This is a genomic window from Streptomyces sp. NPDC055239, from assembly GCF_053606205.1.
Genome location: NZ_JBSGRD010000001.1, coordinates 1,118,890 through 1,145,558, shown reverse-complemented (window position 1 = coordinate 1,145,558; position 26,669 = coordinate 1,118,890). Strand labels below are relative to the sequence as shown.

Sequence of the window (26,669 nt, the reverse complement as noted above, 5' to 3'; positions counted from 1 at the left end):
CGGCAATAAAACCAAGATGCCCCGGACAAGTGCCAACACGGCCCGATGGGTCCATTATGGAACCCCCTCGCTTCCCTGCCCCACCAGGGCGGACGCGGGGTGCGCGGACCGCTGCCGCAGGTCAGGCACGCAAATGTGCCGCAGCCTGCCCTCCGGTTCGTCGCGCACGATCACCCTGGACCCCGGTGAGTGAACCCGATCCTCCTCCTTCTCGGCACATGTCAGGCCTCGTCCACACCGGGGATGCCATCATGATCGACGGCGCCTTGCCCGCCACCGGGCATCTGCACACCTACAGCACTCAGGGCTATCTGGTCCTGGAGTTTCACGGCGAGATCGATGTCAGTGCCGCCATCGAGATGGCTCCGGCGCTGGACGTCCACACGGCTCAGCCCGCCCTCGCGGCGATCATCGACCTGAGCCATGTCGAGTTCCTCGACTGCTCGGGGTTACGCCTGATGTGCCGGGCCCGGCGGCGCGTCCTTGAGCACAGCGGAGAGCTTCAACTGGTCTGTGACCAGCCGCTGTTCCTGCGCATCCTGCGGGTGACCGGCCTCTTCCCGTCCTTCGCCCCGGTGCAGAGCCTCAAGGAAGCGCTGAGCAAGCCCGACATCGAAGAGGCCGGTTGACCGCTCCGGTCGGAGCCGGTGGCAGCTCACAGGGTCAGACCCGACTCATCGACAGCATGCGTCTCGATAGCCTGCGTCTTCATGACGCGCGCTTGGATTCTGCCGATACTGCTGCTGGTGTTCGCGCTGCTCGCAGGCGTGAACTCGCCTCTGATCTACCCGCGTTCGATCAGCGCGCTGGAGGCGCAACGCCGCAGCGCGGTCGAGGGGCGGCCGATCGTCTACTGGCGGCCGGGCTGCACGTACTGCCTGCGGCTGCGCGTCCGACTGTCGTCGTGGCGGGCCGACCGCACGTCAACCCCGACCCTGGATGGGTACGGGAGCAGTAGGGCGTCTCGGCTCACGGACGTTCTCTGAGTCCCGTCGCCCTGGCCACGAAAGCCGCGTGCAGCTCCCGTACGGCCCTCGGGAAGGACTCGCTGCGGCGACGCTGGAGGACCACCAGAACGCGGGTGGTCTCGTCGGTGAGCGGTCGGTGCGTGATCATTCCGGCCCGTTCCAGTGGGTCGCCCGCGACGCTGAAGTCGGGCAGGAGCGCGGCTCCGAGGCCTTCGGCCACCATGAACTTGCCCAGTTCCGCGCCGTCCGTGGAGTACGCGAAGGACGGCGGGGAGCCGCCGAGGAGGCGATGGGCGTAGCGGTGCATGACGTAGCCGGCGCGCATCGCGATGAACGGCTCGGTCTCCAGGTCGGCGGGTGAGACGACGTCGAGGCGGGCCAGCGGGCTGTCCGGGTGGAGGCAGACGACGGGTCTGCCGCGCAGCAGTTCGGTGGTGTCGAAGTCGGGCGGGGTGTCGTCGCCGTCCAGGTAGTTGACGAGGCCCAGATCGAAGCGGCCCTCGCGCAGCCCCCGGTGGATGTCGTCCTGCTGCGAGCCGACCATCTCCACCTGCGTCGCCGGGTGGGTCTCCCGGAAGGCGCGCACGGCGGGGACCAGGAGCGGGGCCGTGGCCGCGTTCACCGTGCCGACACGCACGACACGGCTGGACTGGTGCTGGTCGTGCGCGGCCCTGCGCAGCCGGTCCACCGATTCCAGTACGCCGATGATGTGCGGCAGGAGCTCACGGCCCTCGTCGCTGACCTTCGCTCCGGAGCGGTGGCGGTCCAGGAGGGAGACGCCGAGCTCCTTCTCCAGGTTCCGCACGGTCTCGCTCAACGCGGGCTGGGAGAGGTGGAGTTCGCCCGCGGCCCGGCGCAGAGAGCCGAGCCGGGTGACAGCCTCGATGTACTCAAGCTGCTCTGTCCGCATCCCGCGCACCCCTCACCGAACACCCGCTGTGGGAGGGAAACCCTATCAGGGCTTAGTGATTACCGACTCGACGCCTGCGGGGGCAGCTGCTTGAATCGAGGACATGAATGCAGTGCGACCCCACCTGACGCGGCGACGGTACGTCGACCTCGCGCTGGTGTGCAGCGCCTGCTGTCGCCGCGGCCGCTGAGCATCCGCCGGGCACCGAACCGCGTCTCGTGCGCGTGAATTCCTCGCCCCACCGGGCCCATTGACGGCCCGCGCGATTCCCTGACGGGTCATTTCACATATATCGGTCAGCACCGCGCCCTTCGTGATCGCGCGCATCCGCAGACCTGCGGACAGCCGCACCCCGCCCCCTGCCTCTCCCCCTGCCTCGCTCCACCGGCCCCCGTGGCCGCGTAACCGAAGGACTTCCGCCATGGCCACCGTTCTCCTGCTCACCGGCAGCGCCTCCGCCCCCGGCTCGTCCCGCACCGCCCGTCTCGTCCAGCACCTGGGCCGCGACCTTGCCGCACAAGGCCACCGGGTCCAGACACTGGACGTCCGCACACTGCCCGCCGACGCGCTCCTGTCCGCAGACACCTCGCACCCCGCTGTCGCCGACGCCGTCACCCTTGTCGAGAACGCCGACGCGCTCGTGGTCGGCACACCCGTCTACAAGGCGGCGTACTCGGGCGTCCTCAAGACCTTCCTCGACCTGCTTCCGCAGTACGCGCTGCGCGGCAAGCCCGTCCTGCCGCTGGCCACCGGCGGCTCCCCCGCCCATGTCCTCGCCGTCGACTACGCGCTGCGCCCCGTCCTCACCTCGCTCGGCGCCGAGGTCGCCCAGGGCTGGTTCGTCCTCGACCGCCACATCACGGCGGCCGACGACGGGACGGTCAGCCTCACGCCCGACGCGAACGCCGGGCTCACCCCCGTCGTCGCCCGCTTCCACGAGGTGCTCGCGGAGCCGACACGGCTCGCGGCGGCGTGAAAGAGTAATCGGCTTTCCCTTCCGCGCCGAGCCGACCCACGACCCCCCTCCCCCGCGCACACCGCTCACACCCACCGGCCCCCAACCGCACCCGAAAGGCCCGCCCCATGCCCCGCATCCCCGCCTCCGACGCGGAGGCGATCGCGATCGCCCGCCGGGTGGCCGAGCGTCTGACCGCCGACGACGCGCGCCGCGACGCCGAGCGCGAGCTGCCGTACGAGGAGGTGCGCGATCTCACCGAAGCCGGTCTCTTCACGCTCTCGATCCCCCGCTCGCACGGCGGGCCCGAGCTCGGCGCCCGCAGTCTCGGCGAGGTGTTCACCGAGCTGACGGCCGGGGACGCGAGCATCGGCCAGATCCCGCAGAACCACTACTTCTTCGTCAACGTGCTGGCCCACGCTGGCACCGAGGAGCAGCGCGCCTTCTTCTACCGCGAGGTGCTCGCGGGGCGGCACTTCGGCAACGCGCTCTCCGAACGGGGCACCCGCACGGCCCGTGAGTTCGCCATCGGCTTCACACCGCACCCCGATGGCGGCCGGGTTCTGAACGGCACCAAGTTCTACGCCACCGGTTCGCTGTTCGCACACTGGATCCCGGTGTACGCCAACGACGAGGAGGGCCGCACGCACGCGGCCTGGGTCCCCGCAGACCACCCCGGCGTGCAGATCGAGGACGACTGGAACGGCATGGGCCAGCGCACCACGGGGAGCGGCACCGTCCGCTTCGATCAGGTGCGGGTGCCCGCCGAGCACATCGTGCCGGTGTACACGATCTTCGAGAAGGACGAGGTGTTCGGCGCCTTCGGCCAGTATCTGCACGCGGCTCTCGACACCGGCATCGCCGTCGGCGCCCTGCGCGAGGGAAAGCGGCTCATCCACACGCTGGCCCGCCCCCGCCTGGAGGCGGGCGTGGAGCGCGCCGCCGACGAGGGTGCCGTCATCGACGGTTTCGGCGAGCTCGCCCTGAAGGTTCGCTCCGCGCGTGCCCTGCTGCGCGATGCCGGTGACGCCCTGGACGCCGCCCGCGCCGACCTGACCGAGCAGAGAGCCGCCGAGGCGTCGGCTGCGGTCGCCGCAGCCCGCGCGCAGTCCGACGCGGTGGCCCTGGCCGTGTCCAGCGGCATCTTCGAGCTCATCGGCACCCGCGCCGCCGACCGCGACCTCAATCTCCACCGGCACTGGCGCAACGCCCGCACCCACACCCTGCACGACCCACGCCGTCTCAAGCTCCGCTATTTGGGCGGCTGGGAGCTCAACGACACCCCGCCGCCCCGCAACGGCCTGGTCTGAGACCGGTCCCGCGTTCGCGTTCACCATCGCATTCGCGTTCACCACCGCAGAGGACACCCGCACCCATGACCCTGACCTTCCACTGGTTCCTGCCCACCAACGGCGACAGCCGCCACATCGTCGGCGGTGGCCATGGCGTACCCACCGGTGCCGCCGGAGGCGATCGCCCCGCCACGCTCGCCTACCTCACCCAAGTGGCGCGTACGGCAGAGCAGTTGGGCTTCGAGGGAGCGCTCACCCCCACCGGCGCCTGGTGCGAGGACGCCTGGCTGACCACCGCGATGCTGGTCGAGTCGACCGAGCGTCTGAAGTTCCTGGTGGCCTTCCGTCCCGGCCTGGTCACTCCGACCCTGGCCGCGCAGATGGCGGCCACCTATCAGCGGCACTCGGCCGGGCGCCTGCTCCTCAACATCGTCACGGGCGGCGAGGACCACGAGCAGCGCGCCTACGGAGACTTCCTCGGCAAGGACGACCGCTACGCCCGCTGTGAGGAGTTCCTGCACATCATCCGCTCCCTGTGGCGCGGCGAGACCGTCGACTTCCACGGAGCACACGAACGCGTCGAACAGGCCCGCCTCACCCGCCTCCCCGACCCGGTGCCGCCCGTCTACTTCGGCGGATCGTCGAAGGCGGCGGGGCCGGTGGCCGCCCGGCACAGCGACGTCTACCTCACCTGGGGCGAGCCGCCCGCCCAGGTCGCCGAGAAGATCGGCTGGATCCGCACGCTGGCGAAGGCCGAAGGCCGCGAGGTCCGCTTCGGCATCCGCCTGCACGTCATCGCCCGCGACACCGCCGACGAGGCCTGGGCGCAGGCGAACCGGCTCCTTTCCGGCACCGACCCGGCCGTGATCAGCGAGGTTCAGCAGGGCCTGGCCCGCTCGGGATCCGAGGGCCAGAAGCGCATGCTGGCCCTGCACGGCGGCTCCACCGAGCGCCTGGAGATCTACCCGAACCTCTGGGCCGGCATCGGCCTGCTGCGCGGCGGCGCGGGCACGGCTCTGGTCGGCTCTCACACCGAGATAGCCGACCGCATCGCGGAGTACCACGCTCTGGGCATCGACGAGTTCGTGCTGTCGGGATACCCGCACGTGGAGGAGGCGTACTGGTTCGGCGAGGGCGTGCTTCCGCAGCTCGCCGCGCGGGGGCTCTGGCACCACCCTGCCGCCGCGTCGCTCGACGCGACACCGGCGGCGGTGCCGTTCGCCTCATAGCCACAGGGTGTATCAGCCACACGTCTTGTCCCGGGTTCACACGGCACTCACACTCTGTTGTTGATGGTCCGTCGAATTCGTTGAGTTCGTCGAGTGACTTGTCTGCATCGGGGGACACGGTGGAACGATTAACGGCTACTGATCCAGGAGAAGTCGGGCGGTATCGGACGATCGCCGAGCTCGGCCGGGGCGGAATGGGCCGGGTCCTCCTGAGCAGCGCCCCGGACGGAAAGCTCGTCGCCCTGAAGCAGGTGCGCACGCAGTTCATCGAGGACGACGGCTTCCGGGCGCGGTTCCGCCGTGAGGTGGAAGCCTCCCGCAAGGTTTCCGGCACCTATACGTCGACAGTGATCGACGCCGATGCGGACGCGCCCGAACCGTGGCTGACGTCGGAGTTCGTACCGGGCCCCTCGCTTCAGGAGGCGGTGGAGGCCATCGGCGCGCTGCCGGAGGAAGCGGTACTGCGCATGGCCACGGGGCTGGCCTCCGCCTTGATCGACATCCACCGGGCAGGACTGGTTCACCGGGACCTGAAACCGTCCAATGTGCTGCTCGCGGATGACGGTCCCATAGTCATCGACTTCGGCATCGCACGGGCGACCGACACCGACGGCGGCACCGGAGGCGGCACCGAGCTGACCCACTCGGGCCGACTGGTCGGTTCGCCCGGTTTCATGTCCCCGGAGCAAGCAGAGGGGCGGCCGCTGGACGCGGCCAGCGATGTGTTCTCCCTGGGCACCGTACTGGTCATGGCGTGCACGGGCAGGTGTCCGTTCGCCGGGCCCTCCATGCCGCAGACCTTGTACAACATCGTGCACACCGACCCCGACCTCAGCATGATCCCGGCGAAGATCCGCCCGATCGTCGCCCGCTGCCTGGCCAAGGACCCGAGCGAGAGACCCAGCCCGGACCGACTCCTTCAAGACATCGGCCGTCTCACGCCGTCGGCACGCCCCTGGCCGACCGAGGTGCATGAGCTGATCGCGGAGCAACAGGCTGAAATCGCCCGGCTCCGGGCGGAGTTGGACAGACGTACGCGCGAACGGGAGGCCGAGGCGACGGCCGTCGTCGATCTCCCTCCCGGTCCGGTACATCCCATCGGCCCCGCGTCTGAGCCCGCTCCGGTCCGGCGCCGACTGGCCCTCGCCGCGGGTGCGGTCGTCGCAGCCGGCCTGGGCGTCGCCACGGCCGTCGTCCTCTTGGACCCCGGGCGCAAGGTCGACTCTCCTGGCACCGCCGCACCCCCGCGCCCTCCCACTACGGTCGTGCAGACGACCACGGCACCGCAGACCGAGGCCGAGGCGGAGAGAGAGCCGTCCAAGGAGCCGACCACGCCCGCCGCCAAGCCCTCAGCCGCCACCGAGCCCTCCCGGCAGGCCCCGACGACGGCCGACACCCGGCCGAGCACGCGGCCCGCCGCGATCGCCGACTGCGGAGGTCAGCCGCTGGACGAACCGACCGAGCTCCTGCTCGCCTGCGGCGACGGAAAAGTCGGGCTCAAGGGCCTGGTGTGGTCGGACTGGGGCACGCCAGCCGCCCGCGCCACCGGGCAGGGGTGGGAGGTGGTCTGCGAACCCAGCTGCGCGAACGGCAGGGAAGTCCAGTACGCGGCGACAGTAGCCGTTTCCGTTCTGGCAGCAGGGCGTTACACGGTCATGGAGGTCAGAGCCCCGAAAGCGCCGGCCGACTCCGTCGTCGTCAACTACTCGCTCGACCCGTACGGGCCGACGAGGAGAAACTGAAGGTTCTCCGTCTCGACGGGCGCTCATACCCCCCACGCCGTGAACGCGCCCCAGTGGACGGGAGAGGCGAAGGGGAGTTCCTTCGCGGATCTCGCATGAGCGGTGTACCGGCTGCTCAGGGCTGCCAGATGGCGGTGCGCGTCCGAGTACTGCTCGAACTCGTCCCACGTGAGACGGCGCATCCACCTCCGTGAGAGGCGCAGCGCCGGTACTGGGTCGTGGGCGAGGGAGAGGAGCTCGTAGAAGCGTGTCATCAGGAAGGCGGTCGCCATGTCGTCCACCTGCCACAGACTGGTGACCGCGCAGGCCGCCCCCGCCTGGAGGAAGGCGGCCGGGAGCCCGAGGAACTCGTCGGGAGCCTCGATGATCGCGTAGTGCCCTGATTGGCAGGCGCTGGCCACCGCCAGTCTGCAGACGGGAAGTTGATGCCGCACGAGGGAGTCCATGTCCAAGCGGCCGTCGGCGAGGGCCAGTGAGCCGCCCTGGCTGTCGAATCCGGCGTTCCCGTGGCAGCCCAGATGCAGATGCGACGCCTCGGCGAGGTGATCGAGCACCCAGCCCACGGTGGCCTCCGCCCCGACCGCATGGTCCACCTCACCCCGCGGCTCGAACAAGGCGCGGACCTCCGCGAGTTCACTGCGCGTACCCGGCAGCGAGCCGTCGGGGTCGGCGACGGCCACCAGACGCGGCGCCGCTTCCCGCGGCCGTACGGCTCGGGAGCGGGTGGCCGCGTAGACCGCGGCGGACGGGGAGACGATCAAGTTGCCGACGTCGTCGAGGACGTCCTCGGTCCCCTGTCCCAGGGGCACGGCGTGCAGGGGGACCAGGCCGAGGAGACCGGTCGGCACGACGACCGCCTCGTGCCGCGCATCATCCGCGAGCAGCCTGGCGAGCGGGCGCACGAGCGGTTCGAGGGCCTTCAGCCGGTCCAGAGCCACCGGGAGCTGGCGACGCAGCGTCAGCCTTGAGGCCTGCTGCACGAGCCACAGCCCCATGCTGTCGTCGTCCGGGTCCGTGACCAGGAGGTGCAGGAGGCTGATGCTGCTCACCTCAGGGACGGAGACGGCCCGTACGGTGGGCTGCGTGCCGGGGATCGCCAGGACGTAGCTGCCCCACGGTGCGTTCACCAGGTAGGCGAGCGGCAGCCCGTCGGCGGCCCGGACGATGTCCCGCAGTTGGGTGGTGCGCAGGAAGTCCTCGAAGCCCGGGATCGCCTGGATGTCTTCGACCACCGCGCGCAGGGCGCGTTCGGCCTCGGCCTGCTCGCGCGCCGCGGTGAACCCGCCGGGCGCCGTCTCGGACGGCTCCGCGACCGCGGAGCGGTATCGGGCCTGCACCTTTCGGTAGCGCTCCGCCATGACGGGGTCGACGCGTTCGAGTTCCGCCAGTTCCGCCGCTCCCCGCCCGGTCACCACCGAGAGCTCACAGGCAAGGCCGCGTTCGACCGCTTCCACCGCGCGCTCCGGACGCCCCGCCCTCGCCAGCAAAAAGGAGGTCCAGCGTGCGAGCCGGTCCACCTGTACGAGCACGCCCCGACGGCTCGCGACGGTGACTTGGGCGTCGTAGAGCGCCGTCACTGCGGTGAGCATGTCCGATGCGACGTCGGCTGCCTCGGTCCAGCGTTCCGCCGACGCGTAGGCGCTGACCAGCTCCCGGGCGATGCTGAGGTGCAGCGATGGCTGGATCGCGGGCGGCGCCGCGGCAAGGGCCTCGCGGCGCAGCCGGATGCTCTCGGCGCCGTCCGGCCCTTCCAGGTGGTCACTGGCCTGGGCGAGAAGCCACGTGATGCGGCCTGTGTTGAGGAGTCCGGGGATCTCGGCGGCCAGATCGAGCACCGCGTTCGCCGCCGCCCTGGCGCCAGTGGCGTCCACGGGGTCGCGGGTCAGCAGCAGGTGGGCCAGATTGCACTGCGCCTGCGCCCACAGCGGGGGGTCGTCACCCGCACTGAGGTGGTGGAGTACGTCCCGGTAGCACTGCTCTGCCTCCCGCAGGTCCTCGGGCTCGGCACGGCGGTACAGCAGCAGACCGAGGTTGACCAGGGAGTAGGCCCAGTTGACCACGGAGCGCTCCGGTGACCTCTCCTCGAGTCCTGCTCTGACCCGGTCGATGCCGAGGGTGAGATCCGCGGGGCCGCCTCCCGGCCGCTCCCCGAGCAGCAAGCCGTAGTTGGTCTGGATGCGGGCCCAGAACTCGGGATGCTCGCGGCGGTCGAGGGCGCTCGCGCGCGCCAGCAGATCGCGGGCGGTCTCCCAGACCTCGAGGCGGTCGCCGTCGTCCCGCGCATAGTGCGCGCTGGCGAGGTTGTTCGCCACCTGCACCCACTCCAGGCTGCCCTCGGGCAGTCGGCTCAGTGCGAGTTCCAGAAGCCGGTACGCCTCGGCCAGGTCGGTGCCGAGCCCGGCATGGGCGACGTGCACAAGGCGTTCGCCGAGTAGGGCGGCGAGCGCGGTCTCCAGCTCCTCCTCACCGATGTCGGCGGCGAGTTCCATCGCCTCTCGGGCCAGCGCAATACCCTCGGGTCCTTCGGTCTCGCAGGCCCTGCCGTGCAGCTCATGCAGCCGCATGCGCAGATCGCCGCCGAATTGGTTGTGGACCTCGAAGTAGCGCCGCACCGCCGCGTCCTGAGGCGTGCGGCCGTCACACAGGTCCTCCAGGAGCCGCTGCCGCCCCTGCAACACCGCTTCGAGCGGAGTGCCGACCGCCCCGCGCAGTTCCTCACGACCGGCGTCGCGCACCCTCGTGTCGCCGGACAGCTCCGGGTGTGCACGCAGGAGCTCGGCGAGTTCGTCCGGCGGGCTTGTCAGTACGGCGTACAACAGCTCGTGCACCCGGGTCTCGTCACGCTCCTGCTCCAGATACCCGAGGAAGATCCTGTAGTGGTCGGCCGTCGGCGGCCCTTCCGGCTCCAGCTCTCGGCATGCCCTCTCCGGATCCGCCAGGTCGCGGTCGAGATCGCGGGTCAGGACGACCGGAAGCAGCCTGCGCGGCAAGAGGATCGCCTGCCCGAAGAAGGCATGGCCTCGGAAAGCGCCGGCTCGCCCGGCCTCCTCCAGGAGGGAAACCGCGGGCTGCGACGGATCGCCTCGAAGCTCCGCGACGGAGAGCCCGATCAGTAGAGGGGCCGCCGCTCCGGGGCGCAGGACCAGCAACGGAGCATCGACATATGCCTTCGCTCCGCATGCGGGGCAGTTCATCCACGACACGCCGGGGCCGGGAACCTCCAGGACGTCGGCGCGCTCACGGGCGTCGACGATGCGCCACACCGGGGCCCCGCACTCCCGGTCGCACTCCTCGCACCGCCACGCGTAGGGCACCCTCGCCGAGATCGCCACCCGCTCCCCCGTCCCCGTCCTTGACCCGCCTGCTACTTGCCGCCGGTGATCCGCGAGAGCAGGGCCGTGAAGACCCGGCCGAGAGCGGCGTCCCGCATGGCCCGCTTATGGATGGCCAGGCTCCATCTGCCGCGCGTGTCCCGCTTCACGACGACCTCGGTCTGCAGGAGCACGACCACGAGTACGGTGACCGAGAGGGAGACGGGGTCGAGGCGTTGCATCGGGGACTGCGCATACTCGACGGCCTCACCGACCGTTTGCGCCAAGTCGTCGCTGAGGGATGCCGCGTACTCCAGCGCGGCTCGCGCCAGTTCTCCCTCGCTCACGACAGGTTGCCCCGGCCGCAGATACGTCTCCACGTCCACGGGGTCCAGCGCGTTCCCCAACTCGGCACCGTCCCACGTGCTTTGCCTGGCGTCCGGGAGCAGCCCACGCTCCTCCACCACAGCGGTGAGCGCCTGGACGGCAGCTTCGTCGGAGAGACCTCGGACACTCTGCTCCAACTGACCTTGACTCGGCATGCCCCGATTCTGGCTTCCCGGCAGACCTTGCGTGTGTGGTTTCGCCAGATGGGCGACAGGACTACATACGCGAAGAGGGGTGGGGCGGGCCTCAGTTCGCCGAGGCGTCGAGCGTCACCGGTCCGTACTGCGCGGTGGGGGTCTCGGTCGTGAGGGCCCAGTAGCGGTCGCCGTAGGACCAGTGCCACCACTCCGTGGGGTAGTTGACCAGACCGGCCGTGGCGAGGGCCGCGGTGAGGGTGCGGCGGTTGCGGCGGGCGGTCGGGGAGATGCGGTCGCAGTCCATGTAGCAGGCGCCCTCGCTCTCCTCCGGGCTCGCGTTCACCGGGGTACCGAGGTCGAGTTCGGCGCCGGAGGCCGTACACAGGGTGAGGTCGATCGCGGCACCCGCGACGTGCGGGCCCACCTCGGGCGGCGAGAGGGAGCGGCTCGTCTGCCGGCGCAGATACTCGTCCGACCAGTCGGGGTTGGCCTTTCTCAGCTCGGCCGCGTACTCCTCGAAGTACTGGATCTGGAGGGCCAGCGGGCGGTATCCCTCGGTCGCAAGGAGGCGCAGTCCCTCGGGCAGCAGCCGGGCCGCGCGGGCCAGACGCCAGGCGACGCCCTCCCGCAGCTGGGCGTAGGCCCCTGCCGGGTCGGCGAGGCGGTCGTCGACATCCACGAAGGGCAGCTGGCGCAGGTCGACGAGGGCCTCGCCACACTCCTGGACCGGTATGCCGACGACTCTGGGATCGTTCATGAGGATGATCGACGACATGCTTGCCCCTTCGTGGCGACGGTGGCGGGCACAGCTCCGGGGACGGGCTGCCGCCCGCCCCCGGAGTCCCCTCCGTGCCCTGGCAGGGGCGCTACGCGACGAGCGGCCCACACGACCGACGGGTGTCGGTGGTGTGGGCCGTACGAGGCATCAGTGGCCTTCCCCCGTGCTTCCCCCGATGAATTCCGCTGAGTCCCCCGTTGTTTCCTGCGATCCCCCGTTGCCGTCGGCGTGTTCACCCGCCGACACACAGAGCGTGGCGCACTCCGCTGCAAATTCTCTGCAAGTCCGCACCAAGCGGATTGCAGGACCACTGGATGCCTGCTCAGAGCCCCGGCTCGTGCCGTTCGCGCGCCTCGTACGCCGTGAAGACCTCCCGCGCCTCGGCGCGAAGGGCGCCTGCCCCCGCCCGGTCCCCGGCGGCCTCACGCGTCGCGGCGAGGTCGCGCAGGGTGCGGGCGCGGGGCAGGGGGAGCTCCAGGTCGTTCCAGAGGGCGGCGGCCGTGGTCAGGTGCTGCTCGGCGGTGTCGAGGCGGCCCGCGGCGAGCTCGCACTCGCCGAGGGTGCGCAGGCCGAGTGCCTCGCCGAAGCGGTCGCGCTGGCCGCGGCAGACGTCAAGGACGCTGCGGATCTCGACCGCCGCCTCGGCCGAACGTCCCAGTCTGATACGCGACTTGGCCCTGGCCTGCATCGCGTAGGCGAGCATGAGCGGGTCCCCCAGAGTGCTCAGGAGGTCCACCGCACGACCGGAGAATTCCTCCGCCGCCTCGTACTCGCCGAGCGCGCGGTGCACCAGGCCGATCGAGCGCAGCGTGAGGGACTCGCCGCGGCGGCTGCCGAGCCTGCGATAGGCCCGCAGTGATTCGTCGAGGAAGGCGCGCGAGGCGTCGAAGTCGCCGAGTTCGAGCTGGACGGATCCGGCGTAGCGGCAGGAGAGACCGACGCCCGGGTCGTCGCCCAGTTCACGGAAGCCTTCGACCGCGCGGACGAGCGTCTCCTGCGCGTCGCGCAGCCGCCCCGCTTCTCGCCGGGCGCTGCCGAGCCCGGCGAAGGCGGCGGCCCGGCCGCGTACGTCGCCGAGTTCGGCGCAGAGTTCGGCTGCCTGCGTGAAGTAGCGCTGTGAGTCGGTGAACCGGTCCTGTTCGTAGCGGAGTTGGCCGAGGCCGATGAGCAGCAGGGCCTCTCCCGCTCTGTCCTCGGCGCGGCGGGCGGCGGCCAGGGCCGCGTCGTGGGTGCGCCACCAGGCTTCGAAGCGGTTGCCGACGGTGTAGGCGGAGGAGCACAGGGCTGCCGCCGCCTCGCAGGAGAGGGTGTGCAGGTCGAGGGATGCCGCGCGTTCGACTGCGGCGGCGATCGCGTCGGCCTCGGCCTCGAACCAGGCGGCCGGGTCGGCGAGGGCCCGCTGGGTGGCCTCAGGGCCGACGGGTCTGACGAGTCTACGCAGGGCGGTCGCGGCGGGGCCACCCGAGCCGCTGGAGTCGAGGAGCCCGCGGTGCAGTTCGACGGCGCCGGACGGTGTCGCGGAGGCGGCGCGGCCGGTCAGCCAGAGCCAGGCGCCCAGGGCACGGCCGACGGCGGCGGCCCGTTCGGCGGGCGGGTCCTCGGCGTCGGCGCGTTCGGCTGCGTACACCCGTACCAGGTCGTGGGGCCGGTAGCGGGGCTGGCCCGCGCGGTCGACGCCGGTGCAGTGCAGGAGCTGGGCGTCGATGAGCTGTTCCACGACACGGTCGGCCTCGGTCTCGGGCACGTCGAGCAGCGCGGTCACCACCCACGCGGCCACGTCGGGCGCGGCGAGCAGGCCCAGGCGGCGCAGGGCGGTGCGGGCGGGGGCGTCGAGGGCCCGGTAGCTCATGCCGAGTCCTGCCCGCACCTCGAGGTCACCCACGGCGAGTTCGTCCAGGCGGTGGTGTTCGTCGGCGAGCCGGTCGGCGAGCATGCGGGCCGTCCAGTGGCGGCGGGTGGCGAGGCGGGCGCCCGCGATCCGGATGGCGAGCGGGAGACCGCCGCACAGCTCGACGATGCGCCGGGCGGCGTCCGGCTCCTCCCTGACGCGCCGCTCCCCCGCGACACGGCCGAGGAGCTCGGTGCCCGGCTCCGTGTCGAGTACGTCGAGATCGGCGCGGTGGGTGCAGGGCAGGGCACCGAGACGCGCCCGCCCGGTGATGAGCACCCCGCAGGTGGCGCTCCCCGGAAGCAGCGGGCGGACCTGGGACTCGCTGCCCGCGTCGTCGAGCACGAGCAGGATGCGGCGCCCCGCGACCAGGCTGCGGAAGAGATCGCGCCGCTCGGCGTCCCCGTCGGGCGGAACGGCTCCCAGGGCGTAGAGCAGGCGCCCGAGGACTTCGCCGGGTGCCACGGGGGCGGTGGCGCCCCGCAACTCGGCGTACAGCTGCCCGTCCGGGTACTCGTCGGCGACCTGGTGCGCCACCCTGACGCCCAGGGTGGACTTGCCGACGCCGCCGGGCCCGGAGAGGACGACGACCGGCATGGCGTCGCGGGGCCCCGACAGCGCGGCCCGTATGTCGGCGAGCTGGGTGTCACGGCCGGTGAAGTCGCCGATGCTGGGCGGCAGCAGGGCCGCCACCGGGACGACGAAGGCATCTTGGGAGGCGGCAGCTGCGGGGGTCTCCCGCGATGCGGGCAGCAGCGCTTCGTCCGCCCTGAGGATCGCCTCGTGCATCCGTCTGAGGTCGGGTCCTGGATCGATGCCGAGCTCGTCGGCGAGTACGTCGCGGCCTTCCGCGTACAGCGCGAGTGCGTCGGCCTGGCGTCCCAATCGGTAGAGGCAGAGCATCAGTTGGCCGCGCAGTCGCTCCCGGGTGGGATGCCTGGCGACCAGCGCGGTGAGTTCGGCGACCAGTTCCCGCTCGCGGCCCGTCTGTGTCAGCTCCGCGGCGATCCGCTCCTCCAGGGCCGCCTGCCGCTCCTCGTCCAGCTGGTCGGCCATGGCCCGCAGCGTTTCGCCGATCCCGCCGAGTGCGGGTCCGCGCCACAGGGCGAGGGCATCCCCCAACAGGCGTGCGGCCACTGCGTGATCGCCGTCGGCCGCCGCCTGCCTGCCCCGGGCGGCGAGGCGGTCGAACTCGGCGCGGTCGACGAGGGTGGCGTCCGCGTGGACCAGATAGCCCGGCGGCCGGGTCTCGATGGCATCGGCCGACAGGGCGCGGCGCAGCGCGGAGACGTACGACTGGATCAGGGAGCGTGCCGTGTCCGGCGGCCGTTCGCCCCAGATGGCGTCGATCAGCGCGTCGACGGACACCACACGACCTGGCTCCAGGAGGAGCGCCGCGAGCAGCGCCCGGGGTTTGGGACCGCCGAGCGCGAGCCGACGGCCCGCGCGCCACGCTTCGACCGGGCCCAGCAAACGGTAGTCGGTGTCCGTGTTCACGCCCGTCTCCATGGGTCTTGCCCCGCGCAGTCCTGACCGCCCCGGTCCCCCGAACGGCTGGTCATACTACGTCTGCCCACTGTCAACTAGCGTGTACACCAAGGCAATCAGGCCATCCGCCGTCCGGGCGCCGACCGGTCTCAGCTGCGACCGCTCACACTCCGGCCAGGAGTGTGTGACCCAGGACACTCGGGACGGCCGATTACTTGGTCAGGTCCCACCCGTCCTACTGGCAACAACACTCCGCGAGACGGGACGGCGACATCATGACCGAAGCCACCAAGGGCCCTGCCAGCTACTTCCCTTCGATCGAGAAGAAGTACGGGCGGCCGATCGCGGAGTGGAAGGACCTCATCCGTTCCTCGCCGCTGACCCAGCACATGGAGCTCGTCGGCTGGCTCAAGACCGAGCACGGCCTGGGGCACGGACACGCCAACGCTCTGGTCGCGCACACCCTGGCCGAAACTCGCGCCACGTGAGCCACCGCTACCGGATCGCCGCGGCGCTCCCCGCGCGGTTGCGGCGCCGGGCGAGCCGGTGGAAGGCCTTCGGCGCTCGCCCCGGCGCGGGCAGAGCACCGGCGACCGCGTCGGCAAGGAGCGTGGTGACCGTCTCGGCGGCGCAGGTGCGGTTGGCGCCGATGCCGCCGCTCGGCCCGCGCTTGATCCAGCCCACGACGTAGGCTCCCGGCTGTCCGGTCACCCTGCCGCCCTCGTGCGGGACGGTGCCGGTGGCCTCGTCGAAGGGGAGCCCCGCGACCGGCACTCCGCGGTAGCCGATGGCGCGCAGCACCATGCCCGTCCGTATCGTCCGCTCGCCCGACGCCTCCACGACACGCACGCCCTGCACGGCTTCCTCGCCGAGCATCTCCACCGGAGCGGAGTGGAACCGGAGCACGATGCGACGGCCCGGAGCGGGTGCCTCCGACCAGTCGACGCGGGCGCGCGTGACGCCTCGCAGGAGGGCCGCCCTGCCCTTCGGGTCGGACTTCGGGTCGGACTCGTCGATGGCCGGGGCGGTCCGCGGGTCGTGGTCGTCGACGATCAGGTCCAGGCCCGGAATCTGCTTCAGGGCGAGCAGTTCGGACCTGGTGTACGCGGCGTCCTCGGGGCCTCGGCGTCCGAGCAGGACCACTTCGCGCACCTTGGCCGCCCGCAGCGCCTCCAGCGCGTGGTCGGCGATGTCGGTGCGGGCGAGGCTGTCCGGGTCGGCGAGCAGGATCCGGGCGACGTCCAGGGCGACATTGCCGTTGCCGACGACGACCACCCGCTCGGAGGAGAGGTCCATCGCGCCCGGCGCCGCGTCCGGGTGGCCGTTGTACCAGGCGACGAAGGCCCGCGCGGAGATGCTGCCGGGCAGTTCCTCGCCCGGGACGGCCAGCGTGCGGTCGGCCGACGCGCCCACGGCGTAGATGACCGCGTCATGATGTGCGGCAAGCTCCTGCGCGGTGACGTCGGCTCCCACGTCGAGCCCGAGGTGCATCCGCACCCTGGGATGCGTGTGGAACCGCGCGAAGGTGTCGCCGACCTTCCGGGTGGCGGGATGGTCCGGTGCCACACCGAAGCGTACGAGTCCGCCGGTCACCGGCAGCCGGTCGATCAGTGTCACTTCGGCGCTGGTGTGCAGGAGCAGGTCCTGTACCGCGTACATCCCGGCAGGGCCTGTGCCGACGACGGCGACCTTCAGCGGCGCGAAGTCCGAGGGCAGGACGCGCGGGAAGGACGGCTCGTCCCAGGCGTGGAAGTTCGGTCCTTCCGGGGCCGGTTCGGGCTCCTGGTCCGCGAAGTACGCCGCGTTGATCGTCGCGTACTCCCGCTGCGCGGCGGGCAGGCTGTCCACCGGGAAGATCGCCTCGACCGGGCAGGCGTCGGCGCAGGCGCCGCAGCCTATGCAGGTCTTCGGGTCGATGTGCAGCATCTCGGTGCTGCCGAACGCCCGCTCCTGCGGCGTCGGGTGGATGCAGTTGACCGGGCACACGGCGACGCACGTGGCGTCGTTGCAGCAGGTCTGGGTGATGGCGTAGGAGGTCATGTCGTCGGCTCGACTCGCTCGGCTCGGAACGGCTCAGATGAGGTTGGCGCGCTTGTAGAAGGCCAGGGCCGGCTTGGTGAGCAGGCGGGATGAGGCCAGGAACTCCATGAGGCCCGAACAGCTGGACCGCATCATGGACTTGTGGTGCTCGTTGGCCTTCGCCTCGGCGAGGCCACGCTTCTCGTCGAGCCCGGCGTTCGCGTACACCTTGGGGTTCACCATGCTGGTGACGATGTAGTACGAGGCGATCGCGACGACGAACGCGTTGATCTGGCGACGCAGCGGGCCCGCCCCGGAGAGGCGCTTGGTCGTCTGGTCGCGGGCGAACTTCATGTGCCGCGATTCCTCGACGACATGGATGTTGTTGATCGTGCGGACGAAGGGCACGACGCGCTCGTCGCGCATCCAGTCGCGCTGCATGACGTCGAGCACCTCTTCGGCCACGAGGATCGCGGCGTACGCCGCCTCTCCGAAGGCCACCGTCTTGAACGCCCGGCCGAGTTCCATCGCGAACCGCTTGGGCCGGTAGGCGGGCGCGCCCAGCTTCCGGGCGCCGCGGGCGAACATGATCGAGTGCCGGCACTCCTCGGCGATCTCGGTGAGCGCCCACTGCACTTCGTCGCTTGCCGGGTCCTTCATGTACACGTCGCGGAGCACCATTTGCTGGAGGATCATCTCGAACCAGATGCCCGTGCTGGCCACCGAGGCGGCTTCCTGCCGCGTCAGTTCCTTGCGCTGCGCTTCGGTGAGCTCCTGCCAGTACGCCGTGCCGTACAGGGAGCACCATTCCGGGCTCGCGCCATGGAAGTCCCGGTCGAGGGGGGTGTCCCAGTCCACCTCGGTGGCCGGGTCGTAGGCCAGCTCGGCGGCCGAATCGAGCAACCGCCGGGCCACGTCGTCCTCTTCGGGATGATCCGCGGGGTGATCCTGCGATGTCGGCCGAACAGTGCTGCTTGCCATGCTGCGGCTCCTTGACTCTGATGCGTACGTTCTCGTGTTCGCTCAGGCAACGGACCGGGGCGCCGTCCCACAACGCGTCGCGGCCCGCTTGTTAGACAGACCGTATAACAAGGAAAGCGGCGAGCCTACCCCCGAGTAAGAACTGAATCCGCGCAGCCATCTGCAAGTTCTTGCACGCGTAGCTGCTTAGTTGAAAAGTCTTGCAGAAAGTATTGACGCGTACATGCGCGGACGGCAGGCTCCGACTCGGAATCCCCCCACGGCAGCCTCTCCCCACGAGCAACTGCCCTTCTCAGGGCACATCTGTGCCCGGTCCCGAAGGAGCCGCACGATGCAGCACCGTTCCCGCCTCCTCGGCGCGACGACGGCCGGAGTCCTGGCCGCGGCCGGCCTCGCGACGTTCGCACCCTCGCAGTCGCAGGCCACACCGCCCGGCGACAAGACCGTCACCGCCACCATGTTCGAGCGGCAGTTCGCGGATGTGGGCAAGGCCTGCACCGACCAGCTCGGCCCGGCGGGCTACGGCTATGTCCAGGTGTCGCCCGCCTCCGAACACATCCAGGGCGACCAGTGGTGGACCTCGTACCAGCCCGTCAGTTACAAGATCGCGGGCCGTCTCGGCGACCGCGCCTCCTTCAAGAGCATGGTCGACGCCTGCCATCAGGCGGGCGTCAAGGTCATCGCGGACGCCGTCGTCAATCACATGGCTGCCGGAGCGGGGACGGGCACCGGTGGCACGAAGTACGGCAAGTACGACTACCCCGGCTACTTCCAGGACGCGGACTTCCACACCTGCCGCACGAGCATCAACGACTACACCAACCGCGACAACGTGCAGAACTGCGAACTGGTGGGCCTGGCCGACCTCGACACCGGCAGCGACGCCGTGCGCGGCACCATCGCCGCCTACCTCGACGGCCTGCGCTCCCTCGGCGTGGACGGCTTCCGCATCGACGCCGCCAAGCACATGGCCGCCGATGACGTCGCCGCCATCAAGGGCAAGATGAGCGACCCCGGATTCTGGGTCTCGGAGGTCATCCACGGAGGCGGGGAGGCCGTCCAGCCCGACGAGTACACCGGCGTCGGGGACGTCGACGAGTTCCGCTACGGCGGGCACCTCAAGAGCGCCTTCCAGGGCGGCGACATCGCGCAGTTGAAGTCGGTCGCGGACGGCAAGCTGGGCAGTGGTTCGGCCCGTACGTTCGTCGACAACTGGGACACCGAGCGCAACGGCTCTACGCTCACCTACAAGGACGGCGCGGCCTACACGCTGGCCAACGTCTTCATGCTGGCCTCCCCCTACGGCTCACCGAACGTGTACTCCGGCTACGAGTGGTCCGACAAGGACGCGGGCCCGCCGAGCGGCGCGGACGGCTGGACGAACACGCACACCCAGCAGGCGGTCACCGGTCTGGTCGGGTTCCGCAACGAGGTGGGCACCGCCGAGCTGACCGACTGGTGGGACAACGGCGGCAGCGCGCTCGCCTTCGGTCGCGGCGCCAAGGGGTTCGTCGCCCTCAACAACGGCGACGGCGAGCTGACCCAGACGTTCGCGACGTCACTGCCCGGCGGCACGTACTGCAATGTCGCCAAGGCATCACCGGACGACTGCGACGGCAACACGGTCACCGTCGGCGACGACGGGAAGATCGAGACGACCCTTCCCGCGCGCGGGGCCCTGGCACTGCACACCGGGGCGAAGGGCGACTGATCTACGCAAGCCGGAACACCGGATGACGCGGCGACTCGGCGGCGAACTCCTCGTCCGTCGAGTCGCCCGTCACGTCGAAGTAGGCGCGGGTGACGGGCACTTCACGCCAGTACTGGCGAAGGACGGGGACACTCTCCTCGGGACCGAGCTCGATCACGCGCACGGTCTGGGACTTGCCTCCCCTGCTGAGGTCGATCTGCCCGGCCGCACGGGCGTTGCGCACCCAGTTGCTCACCCCGTAGGCGCCGACGACCCAGCGCTCACTCCCCGCTGACATCACGTCGACCGGGGTGGAGAACAGACGGCCCGACTTCCTGCCGCGCACAGTCAGGATGTACCGGTAGCTCTTGCCGATCCCGAACCGGGTCATCGTCCGGAACACACCATTGATCAGGCGCGTGCCGAAACCGATGCGATACGTCTTCGCCATCAGCCTTCTTCCTGTCGAGCGACCGGCGATTACTGCTGCCGCGCGGCCAGCAACCGAGCGGCACCCAGACGCGCTTGGCGAGCCGGTTCGGGTGAGCCTGATATCGCGGCCGTGGCCATGGCCCCCTCCGCGAGCAGGACCAACGGAGCGACAGTCTGCCCCGATTCACCCGCGGCGGCCACAAGTCCGGCCATGTAGTCATGGAAGGCGCTCTTGTGCGCGCGGACGGTGTCGGCCACCGCCGGGTCGACGGCCCCGAGTTCACCGAACGAGTTGATGAAGGCGCAGCCCCTGAAGTCCGGCTCGGAGAACCACTCGTACAGCCAGTCGTAGACGGCGAGGACGCGCTCGACGCCGCCTGCCCGGCTCTCCGCGTACTCGGCGAGCCGGGTCCGCCAGCGGAGGTCGCGGCGCTCGAGGCAGGCGACGACAAGGTCCGATTTCGAGGGGTAGACCTGATACAGGCGCCTGAGCGAGACACCCGAGGCCGCACGAACCTGGTCCATGCCCACGGCCTGGATGCCGCGCGCGTAGAAGAGCTCCTCAGCAGCGTCAAGGAGCCTGACCTCGGCTTCGGCGCGATCCATGCGAACTCCGGGGGATGGGGCGAGAGAGTGAGAACGGTCGTTCTCCGACCTTACTACGCCGCCCTGCACGCGCGCATCATTGCGTGAGAACGGGCGTTCTCCTATCGTGAACACCGTCATCGGAGAACGCCCGTTCTCACGGTTGTGACGTTCAGGAGCGAGACATGACCACACGACCCCCAGTCCCTCCGTTCACCCTGGAGACCGCGGCCGAGAAGGTCCGCCTGGCCGAGGACGGCTGGAACAGCCGCGATCCCGAGAAGGTGGCCCTCGCCTACAGCAAGGACTCCCGCTGGCGAAACCGCGCGGAGTTCGTGACAGGACGCGACGCCATCGTCGCCTTCCTCTCCCGCAAGTGGGACCGCGAGCTCGACTACCGCCTCATCAAGGAACTGTGGGCGCACGACGGCAACCGCATCGCGGTGCGCTTCGCCTACGAATGGCGCGACGACTCCGGCCACTGGTACCGCTCGTACGGCAATGAGAACTGGGAGTTCGACGACGACGGCCTGATGCGCGTCCGGCACGCCTGCATCAACGACCTCCCCATCCAGGAGTCCGGCCGCAAATACCACTGGCCGCTCGGCCGCCGCCCCGACGATCACCCCGGCCTCGGCGACCTCGGCCTGTGACAGCGCGCAGGAGCGGCCTCTCCTGTGCGCTGTTGCGCTGTTCAGCCAGCCGCGTTCAGGTGGGTGCCGATCCGGAGGAAGGCCTGGACGAGCGGGGCCGGCCGTACCGCGGGGGACATGACCTGGGAACCGAAGTGCACGACGACCAGGTCGAGTCGGGGTGAGACGAACAGACGCTGGCCGTGGATTCCGCTGGCCATGAAGGAGTCGTAGGGGTCGTTCGGGATCCACCACAGGTCGTGGTACGAGAGCGTGGCGGGCGAGTCGGGGGGCGCGGCCGGGAAGCGGACGCGTCGCGGATAGCCGTCGGGGACCCCGCTCGCGATGGTGGTGGCGACGGCCTCCGGCACGATCTGCCGCTCCCCCACCGTCCCGCCGCGGCGGAGCATCTCGCCGAGCCTGGCCACGTCGCGGGCCGTGGCGCTGAATCCGCCGCACGCCGCTTCGACACCTTCGCCGTCGAGGACGTAGTACGCGTCCTCCTCGGCGCCGATGCGGGACCAGATCAACTCGCCGAGCAGGGCGGACGTGCTGATCCCGGTGATCCGGCGAAGGACCTCGGCAAGAGCTTCGACGTTGCCGTTCTCGTAGCGGAACTCGGCGCCGGGCGCGCCGGTGGCCCGCGCGGTGGCCAGGTGTTCGCGAATACTGGTGGGCCCGTTGTAACCGTAGGGCCTCAGTTGGGGCCCTACGACGGCGAAATAGCGCTGCGCCTCGATGGCCTTGTCGAAGCGGCGGCCCGCGTAGCTCACTTGCGTGCCCATGTGGAGCAGGTGGTCGACCTGCGCGTCCCCGAACGCCGTGCCTGCCAACTCGGGAACATAGTGCGACGTCAGGGCCGCGCGGTCCAGGAGCCCCTCGTGCGCGAGCATCGCCGCCACGAGACCTACGTAGGACTTGGCCGCCGAGGCGTTGAAGTGCGGGGTGTGCGGCTCCGCGCCGTGGAGGTAGCGCTCGTAGACGAGGGAGCCGCGGTGCAGCACCACGAAGGCGTCGGTCTGGGCGGCGGCGAACAGTTCCGGCAGCTTGAGCGTGGACCCGTCCGGGGCGGTGATCTCCAGGGCGTCCAGGTCGTGCGGCCTCGCGGGGAGGTCGGAGGCGGGCGCCCCGCCCCGCCACACCCGTCGGCTGGGTGAGATCTCACGGCCCGCGGCCGTGTAGCGCCGGATCCAGGCGGGGTCCGTGTATCCGCGGCTCCACATGAGGTCACTCAGCGGCACCGCCCCCGTCATGGATTCAGTCATGGGGTCAGGCATGCGGTCAGGCGTGGGGTCAGTCGCGGGGTCAGTCATGGATCGCTCCCGTCAGCAGCGTCAGGTCGGCTTCATCAAGCCATAGATTCACTTCACTCTAATCGTTAACATACAGACTGTTCAGTACGCTGACATCGCCGCGCCCCCAAACTCCGGGCCTCCGCGCGCCCTCTCCTCCGCATGCCATCCCGCCGCACCCGCACCCGCCCCTGCTCCCCCGACCGCAGGAGTCCCCATGGCCACCCCGCACACCGTGCCCCTGCCCCTCGAAGACGCCCCGCAGCAACCCGAATTCGACCGGCGGCGCGCGTGGCTGATCACCGCGATGATCGTCGTGTTCATGCTGATCAACTACGCCGACAAGTCAGTCCTGGGGCTCGCGGCCGTCCCGATCATGGACGAGCTGGACATCAGCAACAGCACGTACGGCTTGATCTCCAGCTCGTTCTCCTTCCTGTTCAGCCTCTCCGGGCTCGTCGTCGGATTCGTCTCGTCACGCATCTCGAGCCGGGCGCTCCTCTTCACCATGTCTCTGCTGTGGGCGGTGGCCCAACTGCCCGTGCTGATCGTGGCGACGGTGCCGACGCTGATCGCGGGGCGGATGCTCCTTGGAGCGGCCGAGGGACCTGCCGCCTCGATGTCCATGCACGCGCTCTACAAGTGGTTCCCCTTCGACCGGCGTGGGCTGCCGTCGGCGCTGCAGATCAGCGGCGCCGCCCTGGGCACCCTCATCGCGGCGCCCGTCGTCACCTGGCTCATCACGGCCTTCGGCTGGCGCTCGGCCTTCGCGGCCCTCGCGCTGACCAGCCTGGCGTGGAGCCTGATCTGGTGGAGGGTGGGGCACGACGGTCCGTACGGGCAGGCGCGCCCCAGCTCCGGCTCCGGCACGAGCGCCCCGCAGCCGCCCGAACCCCGGCTCCCCTACCGGAAACTGCTCCTGAACGGCACGGTCATCGGGAGCATCGCCGGCGCTTTCGGCGCCTCATGGGCACTGGCCCTCAGCCATGCCTGGCTGCCCGCGTACTTCAGGACGCAGCTCGACATGACACCTGGTGGCGCGGCGACGGTCATCAGCGGTATATCCGCCTTCAGTTTCGTGCTGCTCCTCGCGGTCTCGCCGTTCGCCGACGCGCTGCGCAGGCGGGGCGTGTCCAGCCGGTGGGCGAACGGCGCGCCGCAGGGGATCGCGGTCGTCGTCGCCGGGCTCGCCATGGCGAGCTTCTCCTTCGTGGGGGACGGCTGGCTCCAAGTCCTGCTGATCGCGGTGGCGTTCGGGGGGAACGCCGTCGTCTTTCCCCTGCACTACATGACGACCGCCGCCGTCGTCCCGGCCCACCAGCGCGGAGCGCTCTTCGGCATCGTCGCCGCGACGGGGACACTGCCCGGACTCGTCGCCCCCTATCTCACCGGGCGCCTGCTCGACACGGCGGACTCTCAGAGCGCGGGGTATACCGGTTCGTTCCTGCTCTCCGCGGGAGTCATGCTCCTGGCCGGGCTTACGGCACTGGTGTACATACGGCCGGAGCGCGACGCCCGGCGGCTCGGCCTCACCCCCGACGAGCCCGCTCAGACCGGCGCGTCGAAACCGCTGGCCCAGTAGCGGCCGCGCAGGGCCAGGTCGAGCAGCTGGCGCACGACTTCCTCGGCAGGCATCGGCGGCGTCTCCTGCTCGGCCCACCACCGCAGCACGGTGACCTGCTCGCCCACCCAGACGCGGGCGAGGAGGTCGGCGTCGATGCGCGGCTCGACGCCGTTGCGATCGGCGCGGGCGCGGAACTCATCGGCGGTGGCCCGCGCGCAGGCGTCCACGAACATCTGCAGCGGTTTGCCGTCGCCTTCGCCGCGCAGCACGATCCGGTACAGATCGCGCTCCTCGCGGGCGTGCCGCAGCATCTCGAGGACCGGCTTACCGGTGAAGCCGACGGTGCTGTCGGCGATGGTCGGGCGCAACCGCTCGGCGAGATCGGCGAGCAGGTCGGACGTCACGCGCGCGAAGAGGTCCTCCTTGTCCTTGAAGTGCGCGTAGAAGGTCGCGCGTGCCACGTCGGCGCGCTCGGTGATGTCCTCCACGGTCAGCGCGGTGAAGCCGCGCTCCAGGACGAGCTCCACCAGCGCCGAGCCGAGAGCCCGCCGTGACCGTCGCGTACGCCTGTCCTCGGCCATCAGTGGCCCTCCTCGCCCGCAGTCGTGATTGCCGGCCCAGTCTAGAAGACTCTTGACAGTTCAGAGGTTACTGAACAAGCTGTCTGTTATTGAGCAACTTGTTTATTTTTACTCATGCTTTCGTGCTCTGCTCTGCTCCGCCCTTCTCTCCCCTCCCCTCCCCGCCCCGCCCCTGCACCGCTCCGGAGAACCGTGATGAACCTCGGCACCTATCTGACCCGCAGCGCCAGCTACTGGCCGCAGGCGACGGCCCTCGTCTGCGGTGACCGCTCGTGGACCTTCGACCGGCTGAACACCACGACCAACCGTCTGGCCTCCGCGCTGATCGCCCGCGGCCTGCGCCCCGGCGACGCGGTGGCCTCGCTCGCCTGGAACCGGGGTGAGCTGGTGGAGGTCGAGTTCGCCCTCTACAAGGCGGGGTTGATGCGCGCACCGATCAATGCCCGCCTGGGTCGCGGGGAGATCGCGCACATCCTGCGGTACGCCCCCGTGCGCGCCCTCGTCTTCGACGCGGCGCACCGCGAGGACGCCCTCGCAGCGATCGCCGAGGCCGGAACCGACTGCCTGCCGGTACCGCTCGACGCCCCGTCCGTCGCCTCGCCCGAGAAGGACACGGCGGCGGTCCCCTACGAAACACTCCTCGCCGAGGGCCGCGAGGAACCGGTCGCCATCGACATCGACGAGCACGCCCCCTGCGTCCTGAACTTCACCTCCGGCTCCACCGGCGCCCTGAAAGCCGCCGTGCAGACGGTCGGCAACCGGCTCGCGAACATGCGCAAGCAGCTGATGAGCGACGAGTCACGCCCACGGCCCGGCACCCGCTACCTCGCCTGCGGCCCCATCACCCACGCCACCGGCATGGGGCTGCTCGCCGGGGTGTTCGGCGGCTCCACCACGTACGTCCTGCCCACCTGGAGCCCCGAGGCCTTCGTGGAGGCGGTGGAGAAGGAGCGCATCACCGCGACGTTCCTCGTGCCCGCCATGCTCAACATGGTCCTGGCTCACCCCGGTGCCGCATCGCGCGACCTTTCGTCACTGACCAGCGTACGGATCGGTGGCGCGCCCATCTCGCCCCAGCGCCTGCGCGACGCCGTGGAGTTCTTCGGCCCCGTCGTCGCCCAGGGATACGGCCTGGGCGAGACGACCAGCGTGGTCGCAGGACTGAGCAGCGAGGAGATCGCCCACGCGGTCAAGGAGGACCCGGAGCTTCTGCAGTCCTGCGGCCGGGCCTCGTACGACACCGAGATCCGCGTCGTCGACGAGAGCGGCCGTGAGCGTGCTCCGCGCGAGATCGGCGAGGTCATCGTGCGCGGACCCGACTGCGTACGGGAGTACTGGCAGGAGCCGCAGCTGTCCGCCGAGACCTTCCGCGACGGCTGGGTGCACACCGGCGACCTGGCATGGATGCGTGAGGACGGCTATCTCTTCCTCGTCGACCGCATGAAAGACATGATCATTTCCGGCGGGTTCAACATCTACTGCACCGAGGTCGAGTCCGCCCTCTACGAGCACCCCGCCGTACGGGAAGCCTGTGTGGTCGGCGTGCCGGACGAGACGTGGGGCGAGGCCGTCAAGGCCGTCGTCGTGGCGGAGCCCGGCGCCACCGTCGGCGCGGACCAGCTCATCGCCTTCTGCGCCGAGCGCCTGGACCGCCTCAAGAAGCCGCGCTCCGTGGACTTCGTCGCCGAACTCCCCCACAACCGGAACGGAAAGCTCGACCGCAAGGCCGTGCGCGAACCGTTCTGGGCCGACGCCGTCCGCCGCGTGAACTGATCCATCCGCCCCCGCAGCACCCGAACGAGGAACCG

General features: G+C 70.4%; 21 protein-coding genes and 1 pseudogene. 11 read left to right on the top strand and 11 right to left on the bottom strand.

The window, feature by feature from the left end:
- Positions 1-251 precede the first annotated feature (251 nt).
- The gene (locus ACWFRJ_RS04685; protein WP_453524726.1) at positions 252-629 is read left to right on the top strand and encodes an STAS domain-containing protein; all 378 of its coding nucleotides are present in this window, start codon (positions 252-254) and stop codon (positions 627-629) included.
- Positions 630-710: 81 nt separating this feature from the next.
- Positions 711-958: pseudogene (locus ACWFRJ_RS04680) on the top strand (hypothetical protein).
- 11 nt (positions 959-969) lie between these two features.
- Here the strand turns inward: ACWFRJ_RS04680 and ACWFRJ_RS04675 are convergent.
- Positions 970-1,878, bottom strand: a complete 909-nt coding sequence (locus ACWFRJ_RS04675; RefSeq protein WP_453524725.1) for a LysR family transcriptional regulator — start codon at positions 1,876-1,878, stop codon at positions 970-972.
- Between the two features lie 421 nt (positions 1,879-2,299).
- Here ACWFRJ_RS04675 and ssuE point away from each other — a divergent pair, with 421 nt between their 5' ends.
- The 4 genes from ssuE (at position 2,300) to ACWFRJ_RS04655 (ending at position 7,096) form a co-directional block, all read left to right on the top strand.
- Positions 2,300-2,854 carry an NADPH-dependent FMN reductase gene (ssuE, locus tag ACWFRJ_RS04670; RefSeq protein WP_453524724.1) on the top strand — a complete coding sequence of 185 codons (555 nt, stop codon included), beginning with the start codon at positions 2,300-2,302 and terminating at the stop codon, positions 2,852-2,854.
- Positions 2,855-2,961: 107 nt separating this feature from the next.
- Positions 2,962-4,143 carry an SfnB family sulfur acquisition oxidoreductase gene (locus ACWFRJ_RS04665; RefSeq protein ID WP_453524723.1) on the top strand — a complete coding sequence of 394 codons (1,182 nt, stop codon included), beginning with the start codon at positions 2,962-2,964 and terminating at the stop codon, positions 4,141-4,143.
- A 65-nt stretch (positions 4,144-4,208) separates the two neighbouring features.
- Positions 4,209-5,354, top strand: a complete 1,146-nt coding sequence (locus tag ACWFRJ_RS04660) for an LLM class flavin-dependent oxidoreductase (RefSeq protein ID WP_453524722.1) — start codon at positions 4,209-4,211, stop codon at positions 5,352-5,354.
- 119 nt (positions 5,355-5,473) lie between these two features.
- The gene (locus tag ACWFRJ_RS04655) at positions 5,474-7,096 is read left to right on the top strand and encodes a protein kinase domain-containing protein (RefSeq protein WP_453524721.1); all 1,623 of its coding nucleotides are present in this window, start codon (positions 5,474-5,476) and stop codon (positions 7,094-7,096) included.
- Between the two features lie 23 nt (positions 7,097-7,119).
- Here the strand turns inward: ACWFRJ_RS04655 and ACWFRJ_RS04650 are convergent, their stop codons facing one another.
- From ACWFRJ_RS04650 to ACWFRJ_RS04635, 4 genes are all read right to left on the bottom strand, one after another.
- Entirely contained in the window at positions 7,120-10,428 is a 3,309-nt protein-coding gene (locus ACWFRJ_RS04650) for a CHAT domain-containing protein (protein ID WP_453524720.1), read from the bottom strand.
- Positions 10,429-10,460: 32 nt separating this feature from the next.
- Positions 10,461-10,949, bottom strand: coding sequence for a hypothetical protein (locus tag ACWFRJ_RS04645; protein WP_453524719.1), 489 nt, complete (start codon positions 10,947-10,949; stop codon positions 10,461-10,463).
- Between the two features lie 91 nt (positions 10,950-11,040).
- A complete protein-coding gene (locus tag ACWFRJ_RS04640) occupies positions 11,041-11,706 on the bottom strand; it encodes a M15 family metallopeptidase (protein ID WP_453524718.1) in 666 nt (221 codons plus the stop codon).
- Positions 11,707-12,031: 325 nt separating this feature from the next.
- Positions 12,032-15,094 carry a BTAD domain-containing putative transcriptional regulator gene (locus tag ACWFRJ_RS04635; RefSeq protein ID WP_453524717.1) on the bottom strand — a complete coding sequence of 1,021 codons (3,063 nt, stop codon included), beginning with the start codon at positions 15,092-15,094 and terminating at the stop codon, positions 12,032-12,034.
- A gap of 266 nt (positions 15,095-15,360) precedes the next feature.
- Here ACWFRJ_RS04635 and ACWFRJ_RS04630 point away from each other — a divergent pair, with 266 nt between their 5' ends.
- Positions 15,361-15,573: a DUF4287 domain-containing protein gene (locus tag ACWFRJ_RS04630; RefSeq protein ID WP_453524716.1), complete on the top strand. Its 213-nt coding sequence runs from the start codon at positions 15,361-15,363 to the stop codon at positions 15,571-15,573.
- 7 nt (positions 15,574-15,580) lie between these two features.
- Here ACWFRJ_RS04630 and ACWFRJ_RS04625 read toward each other — a convergent pair whose 3' ends face one another.
- Together ACWFRJ_RS04625 and ACWFRJ_RS04620 are read right to left on the bottom strand one after the other, a co-directional pair.
- A complete protein-coding gene (locus ACWFRJ_RS04625; protein ID WP_453524715.1) occupies positions 15,581-17,125 on the bottom strand; it encodes an FAD-dependent oxidoreductase in 1,545 nt (514 codons plus the stop codon).
- Between the two features lie 33 nt (positions 17,126-17,158).
- The gene (locus ACWFRJ_RS04620; RefSeq protein WP_453524714.1) at positions 17,159-18,085 is read right to left on the bottom strand and encodes an AurF N-oxygenase family protein; all 927 of its coding nucleotides are present in this window, start codon (positions 18,083-18,085) and stop codon (positions 17,159-17,161) included.
- 331 nt (positions 18,086-18,416) lie between these two features.
- On the opposite strand from ACWFRJ_RS04620, the gene ACWFRJ_RS04615 reads away from it, so the two are divergent.
- Positions 18,417-19,796 (top strand): alpha-amylase, encoded by a 1,380-nt coding sequence (locus ACWFRJ_RS04615; protein WP_453524713.1) that lies wholly within the window; start codon positions 18,417-18,419, stop codon positions 19,794-19,796.
- Position 19,797: 1 nt separating this feature from the next.
- On the opposite strand, the gene ACWFRJ_RS04610 is transcribed toward ACWFRJ_RS04615, so the two are convergent.
- Together ACWFRJ_RS04610 and ACWFRJ_RS04605 are read right to left on the bottom strand one after the other, a co-directional pair.
- Complete coding sequence (locus ACWFRJ_RS04610) at positions 19,798-20,226, bottom strand: nitroreductase/quinone reductase family protein (protein ID WP_453524712.1); 429 nt, start codon at positions 20,224-20,226, stop codon at positions 19,798-19,800.
- A gap of 29 nt (positions 20,227-20,255) precedes the next feature.
- A complete protein-coding gene (locus tag ACWFRJ_RS04605; RefSeq protein ID WP_453524711.1) occupies positions 20,256-20,813 on the bottom strand; it encodes a TetR/AcrR family transcriptional regulator in 558 nt (185 codons plus the stop codon).
- Positions 20,814-20,977: 164 nt separating this feature from the next.
- On the opposite strand from ACWFRJ_RS04605, the gene ACWFRJ_RS04600 reads away from it, so the two are divergent.
- On the top strand, positions 20,978-21,445 hold the full coding sequence (locus ACWFRJ_RS04600; protein WP_453524710.1) for a nuclear transport factor 2 family protein: 468 nt from the start codon (positions 20,978-20,980) through the stop codon (positions 21,443-21,445).
- A gap of 41 nt (positions 21,446-21,486) precedes the next feature.
- Here the strand turns inward: ACWFRJ_RS04600 and ACWFRJ_RS04595 are convergent, their stop codons facing one another.
- Complete coding sequence (locus ACWFRJ_RS04595; RefSeq protein ID WP_453524709.1) at positions 21,487-22,689, bottom strand: serine hydrolase domain-containing protein; 1,203 nt, start codon at positions 22,687-22,689, stop codon at positions 21,487-21,489.
- Between the two features lie 244 nt (positions 22,690-22,933).
- Here ACWFRJ_RS04595 and ACWFRJ_RS04590 point away from each other — a divergent pair, with 244 nt between their 5' ends.
- A complete protein-coding gene (locus tag ACWFRJ_RS04590) occupies positions 22,934-24,298 on the top strand; it encodes an MFS transporter (RefSeq protein WP_453524708.1) in 1,365 nt (454 codons plus the stop codon).
- On the opposite strand, the gene ACWFRJ_RS04585 is transcribed toward ACWFRJ_RS04590, so the two are convergent.
- Positions 24,265-24,861: a TetR/AcrR family transcriptional regulator gene (locus tag ACWFRJ_RS04585; RefSeq protein ID WP_453524707.1), complete on the bottom strand. Its 597-nt coding sequence runs from the start codon at positions 24,859-24,861 to the stop codon at positions 24,265-24,267. The two genes, ACWFRJ_RS04590 and ACWFRJ_RS04585, sit on opposite strands and share 34 nt — an antisense overlap.
- A gap of 195 nt (positions 24,862-25,056) precedes the next feature.
- Between ACWFRJ_RS04585 and ACWFRJ_RS04580 the strand changes: the two genes are divergently transcribed.
- Positions 25,057-26,634: a class I adenylate-forming enzyme family protein gene (locus ACWFRJ_RS04580; RefSeq protein WP_453524706.1), complete on the top strand. Its 1,578-nt coding sequence runs from the start codon at positions 25,057-25,059 to the stop codon at positions 26,632-26,634.
- Positions 26,635-26,669 lie beyond the last annotated feature (35 nt).

Excerpts from the sequence above, each read along its gene's own strand:
- ACWFRJ_RS04685 (WP_453524726.1), top strand. The coding sequence starts at position 252 with ATGATCGACGGCGCCTTGCCCGCCACCGGGCATCTGCACACCTACAGC.
- ACWFRJ_RS04675 (WP_453524725.1), bottom strand. The coding sequence starts at position 1,878 with ATGCGGACAGAGCAGCTTGAGTACATCGAGGCTGTCACCCGGCTCGGC.
- ssuE (WP_453524724.1), top strand. The coding sequence starts at position 2,300 with ATGGCCACCGTTCTCCTGCTCACCGGCAGCGCCTCCGCCCCCGGCTCG.
- ACWFRJ_RS04665 (WP_453524723.1), top strand. The coding sequence starts at position 2,962 with ATGCCCCGCATCCCCGCCTCCGACGCGGAGGCGATCGCGATCGCCCGC.
- ACWFRJ_RS04660 (WP_453524722.1), top strand. The coding sequence starts at position 4,209 with ATGACCCTGACCTTCCACTGGTTCCTGCCCACCAACGGCGACAGCCGC.
- ACWFRJ_RS04645 (WP_453524719.1), bottom strand. The coding sequence starts at position 10,949 with ATGCCGAGTCAAGGTCAGTTGGAGCAGAGTGTCCGAGGTCTCTCCGAC.
- ACWFRJ_RS04640 (WP_453524718.1), bottom strand. The coding sequence starts at position 11,706 with ATGTCGTCGATCATCCTCATGAACGATCCCAGAGTCGTCGGCATACCG.
- ACWFRJ_RS04630 (WP_453524716.1), top strand. The coding sequence starts at position 15,361 with ATGACCGAAGCCACCAAGGGCCCTGCCAGCTACTTCCCTTCGATCGAG.
- ACWFRJ_RS04625 (WP_453524715.1), bottom strand. The coding sequence starts at position 17,125 with ATGACCTCCTACGCCATCACCCAGACCTGCTGCAACGACGCCACGTGC.
- ACWFRJ_RS04620 (WP_453524714.1), bottom strand. The coding sequence starts at position 18,085 with ATGGCAAGCAGCACTGTTCGGCCGACATCGCAGGATCACCCCGCGGAT.
- ACWFRJ_RS04615 (WP_453524713.1), top strand. The coding sequence starts at position 18,417 with ATGCAGCACCGTTCCCGCCTCCTCGGCGCGACGACGGCCGGAGTCCTG.
- ACWFRJ_RS04610 (WP_453524712.1), bottom strand. The coding sequence starts at position 20,226 with ATGGCGAAGACGTATCGCATCGGTTTCGGCACGCGCCTGATCAATGGT.
- ACWFRJ_RS04605 (WP_453524711.1), bottom strand. The coding sequence starts at position 20,813 with ATGGATCGCGCCGAAGCCGAGGTCAGGCTCCTTGACGCTGCTGAGGAG.
- ACWFRJ_RS04600 (WP_453524710.1), top strand. The coding sequence starts at position 20,978 with ATGACCACACGACCCCCAGTCCCTCCGTTCACCCTGGAGACCGCGGCC.
- ACWFRJ_RS04595 (WP_453524709.1), bottom strand. The coding sequence starts at position 22,689 with ATGACTGAATCCATGACGGGGGCGGTGCCGCTGAGTGACCTCATGTGG.
- ACWFRJ_RS04590 (WP_453524708.1), top strand. The coding sequence starts at position 22,934 with ATGGCCACCCCGCACACCGTGCCCCTGCCCCTCGAAGACGCCCCGCAG.
- ACWFRJ_RS04585 (WP_453524707.1), bottom strand. The coding sequence starts at position 24,861 with ATGGCCGAGGACAGGCGTACGCGACGGTCACGGCGGGCTCTCGGCTCG.
- ACWFRJ_RS04580 (WP_453524706.1), top strand. The coding sequence starts at position 25,057 with ATGAACCTCGGCACCTATCTGACCCGCAGCGCCAGCTACTGGCCGCAG.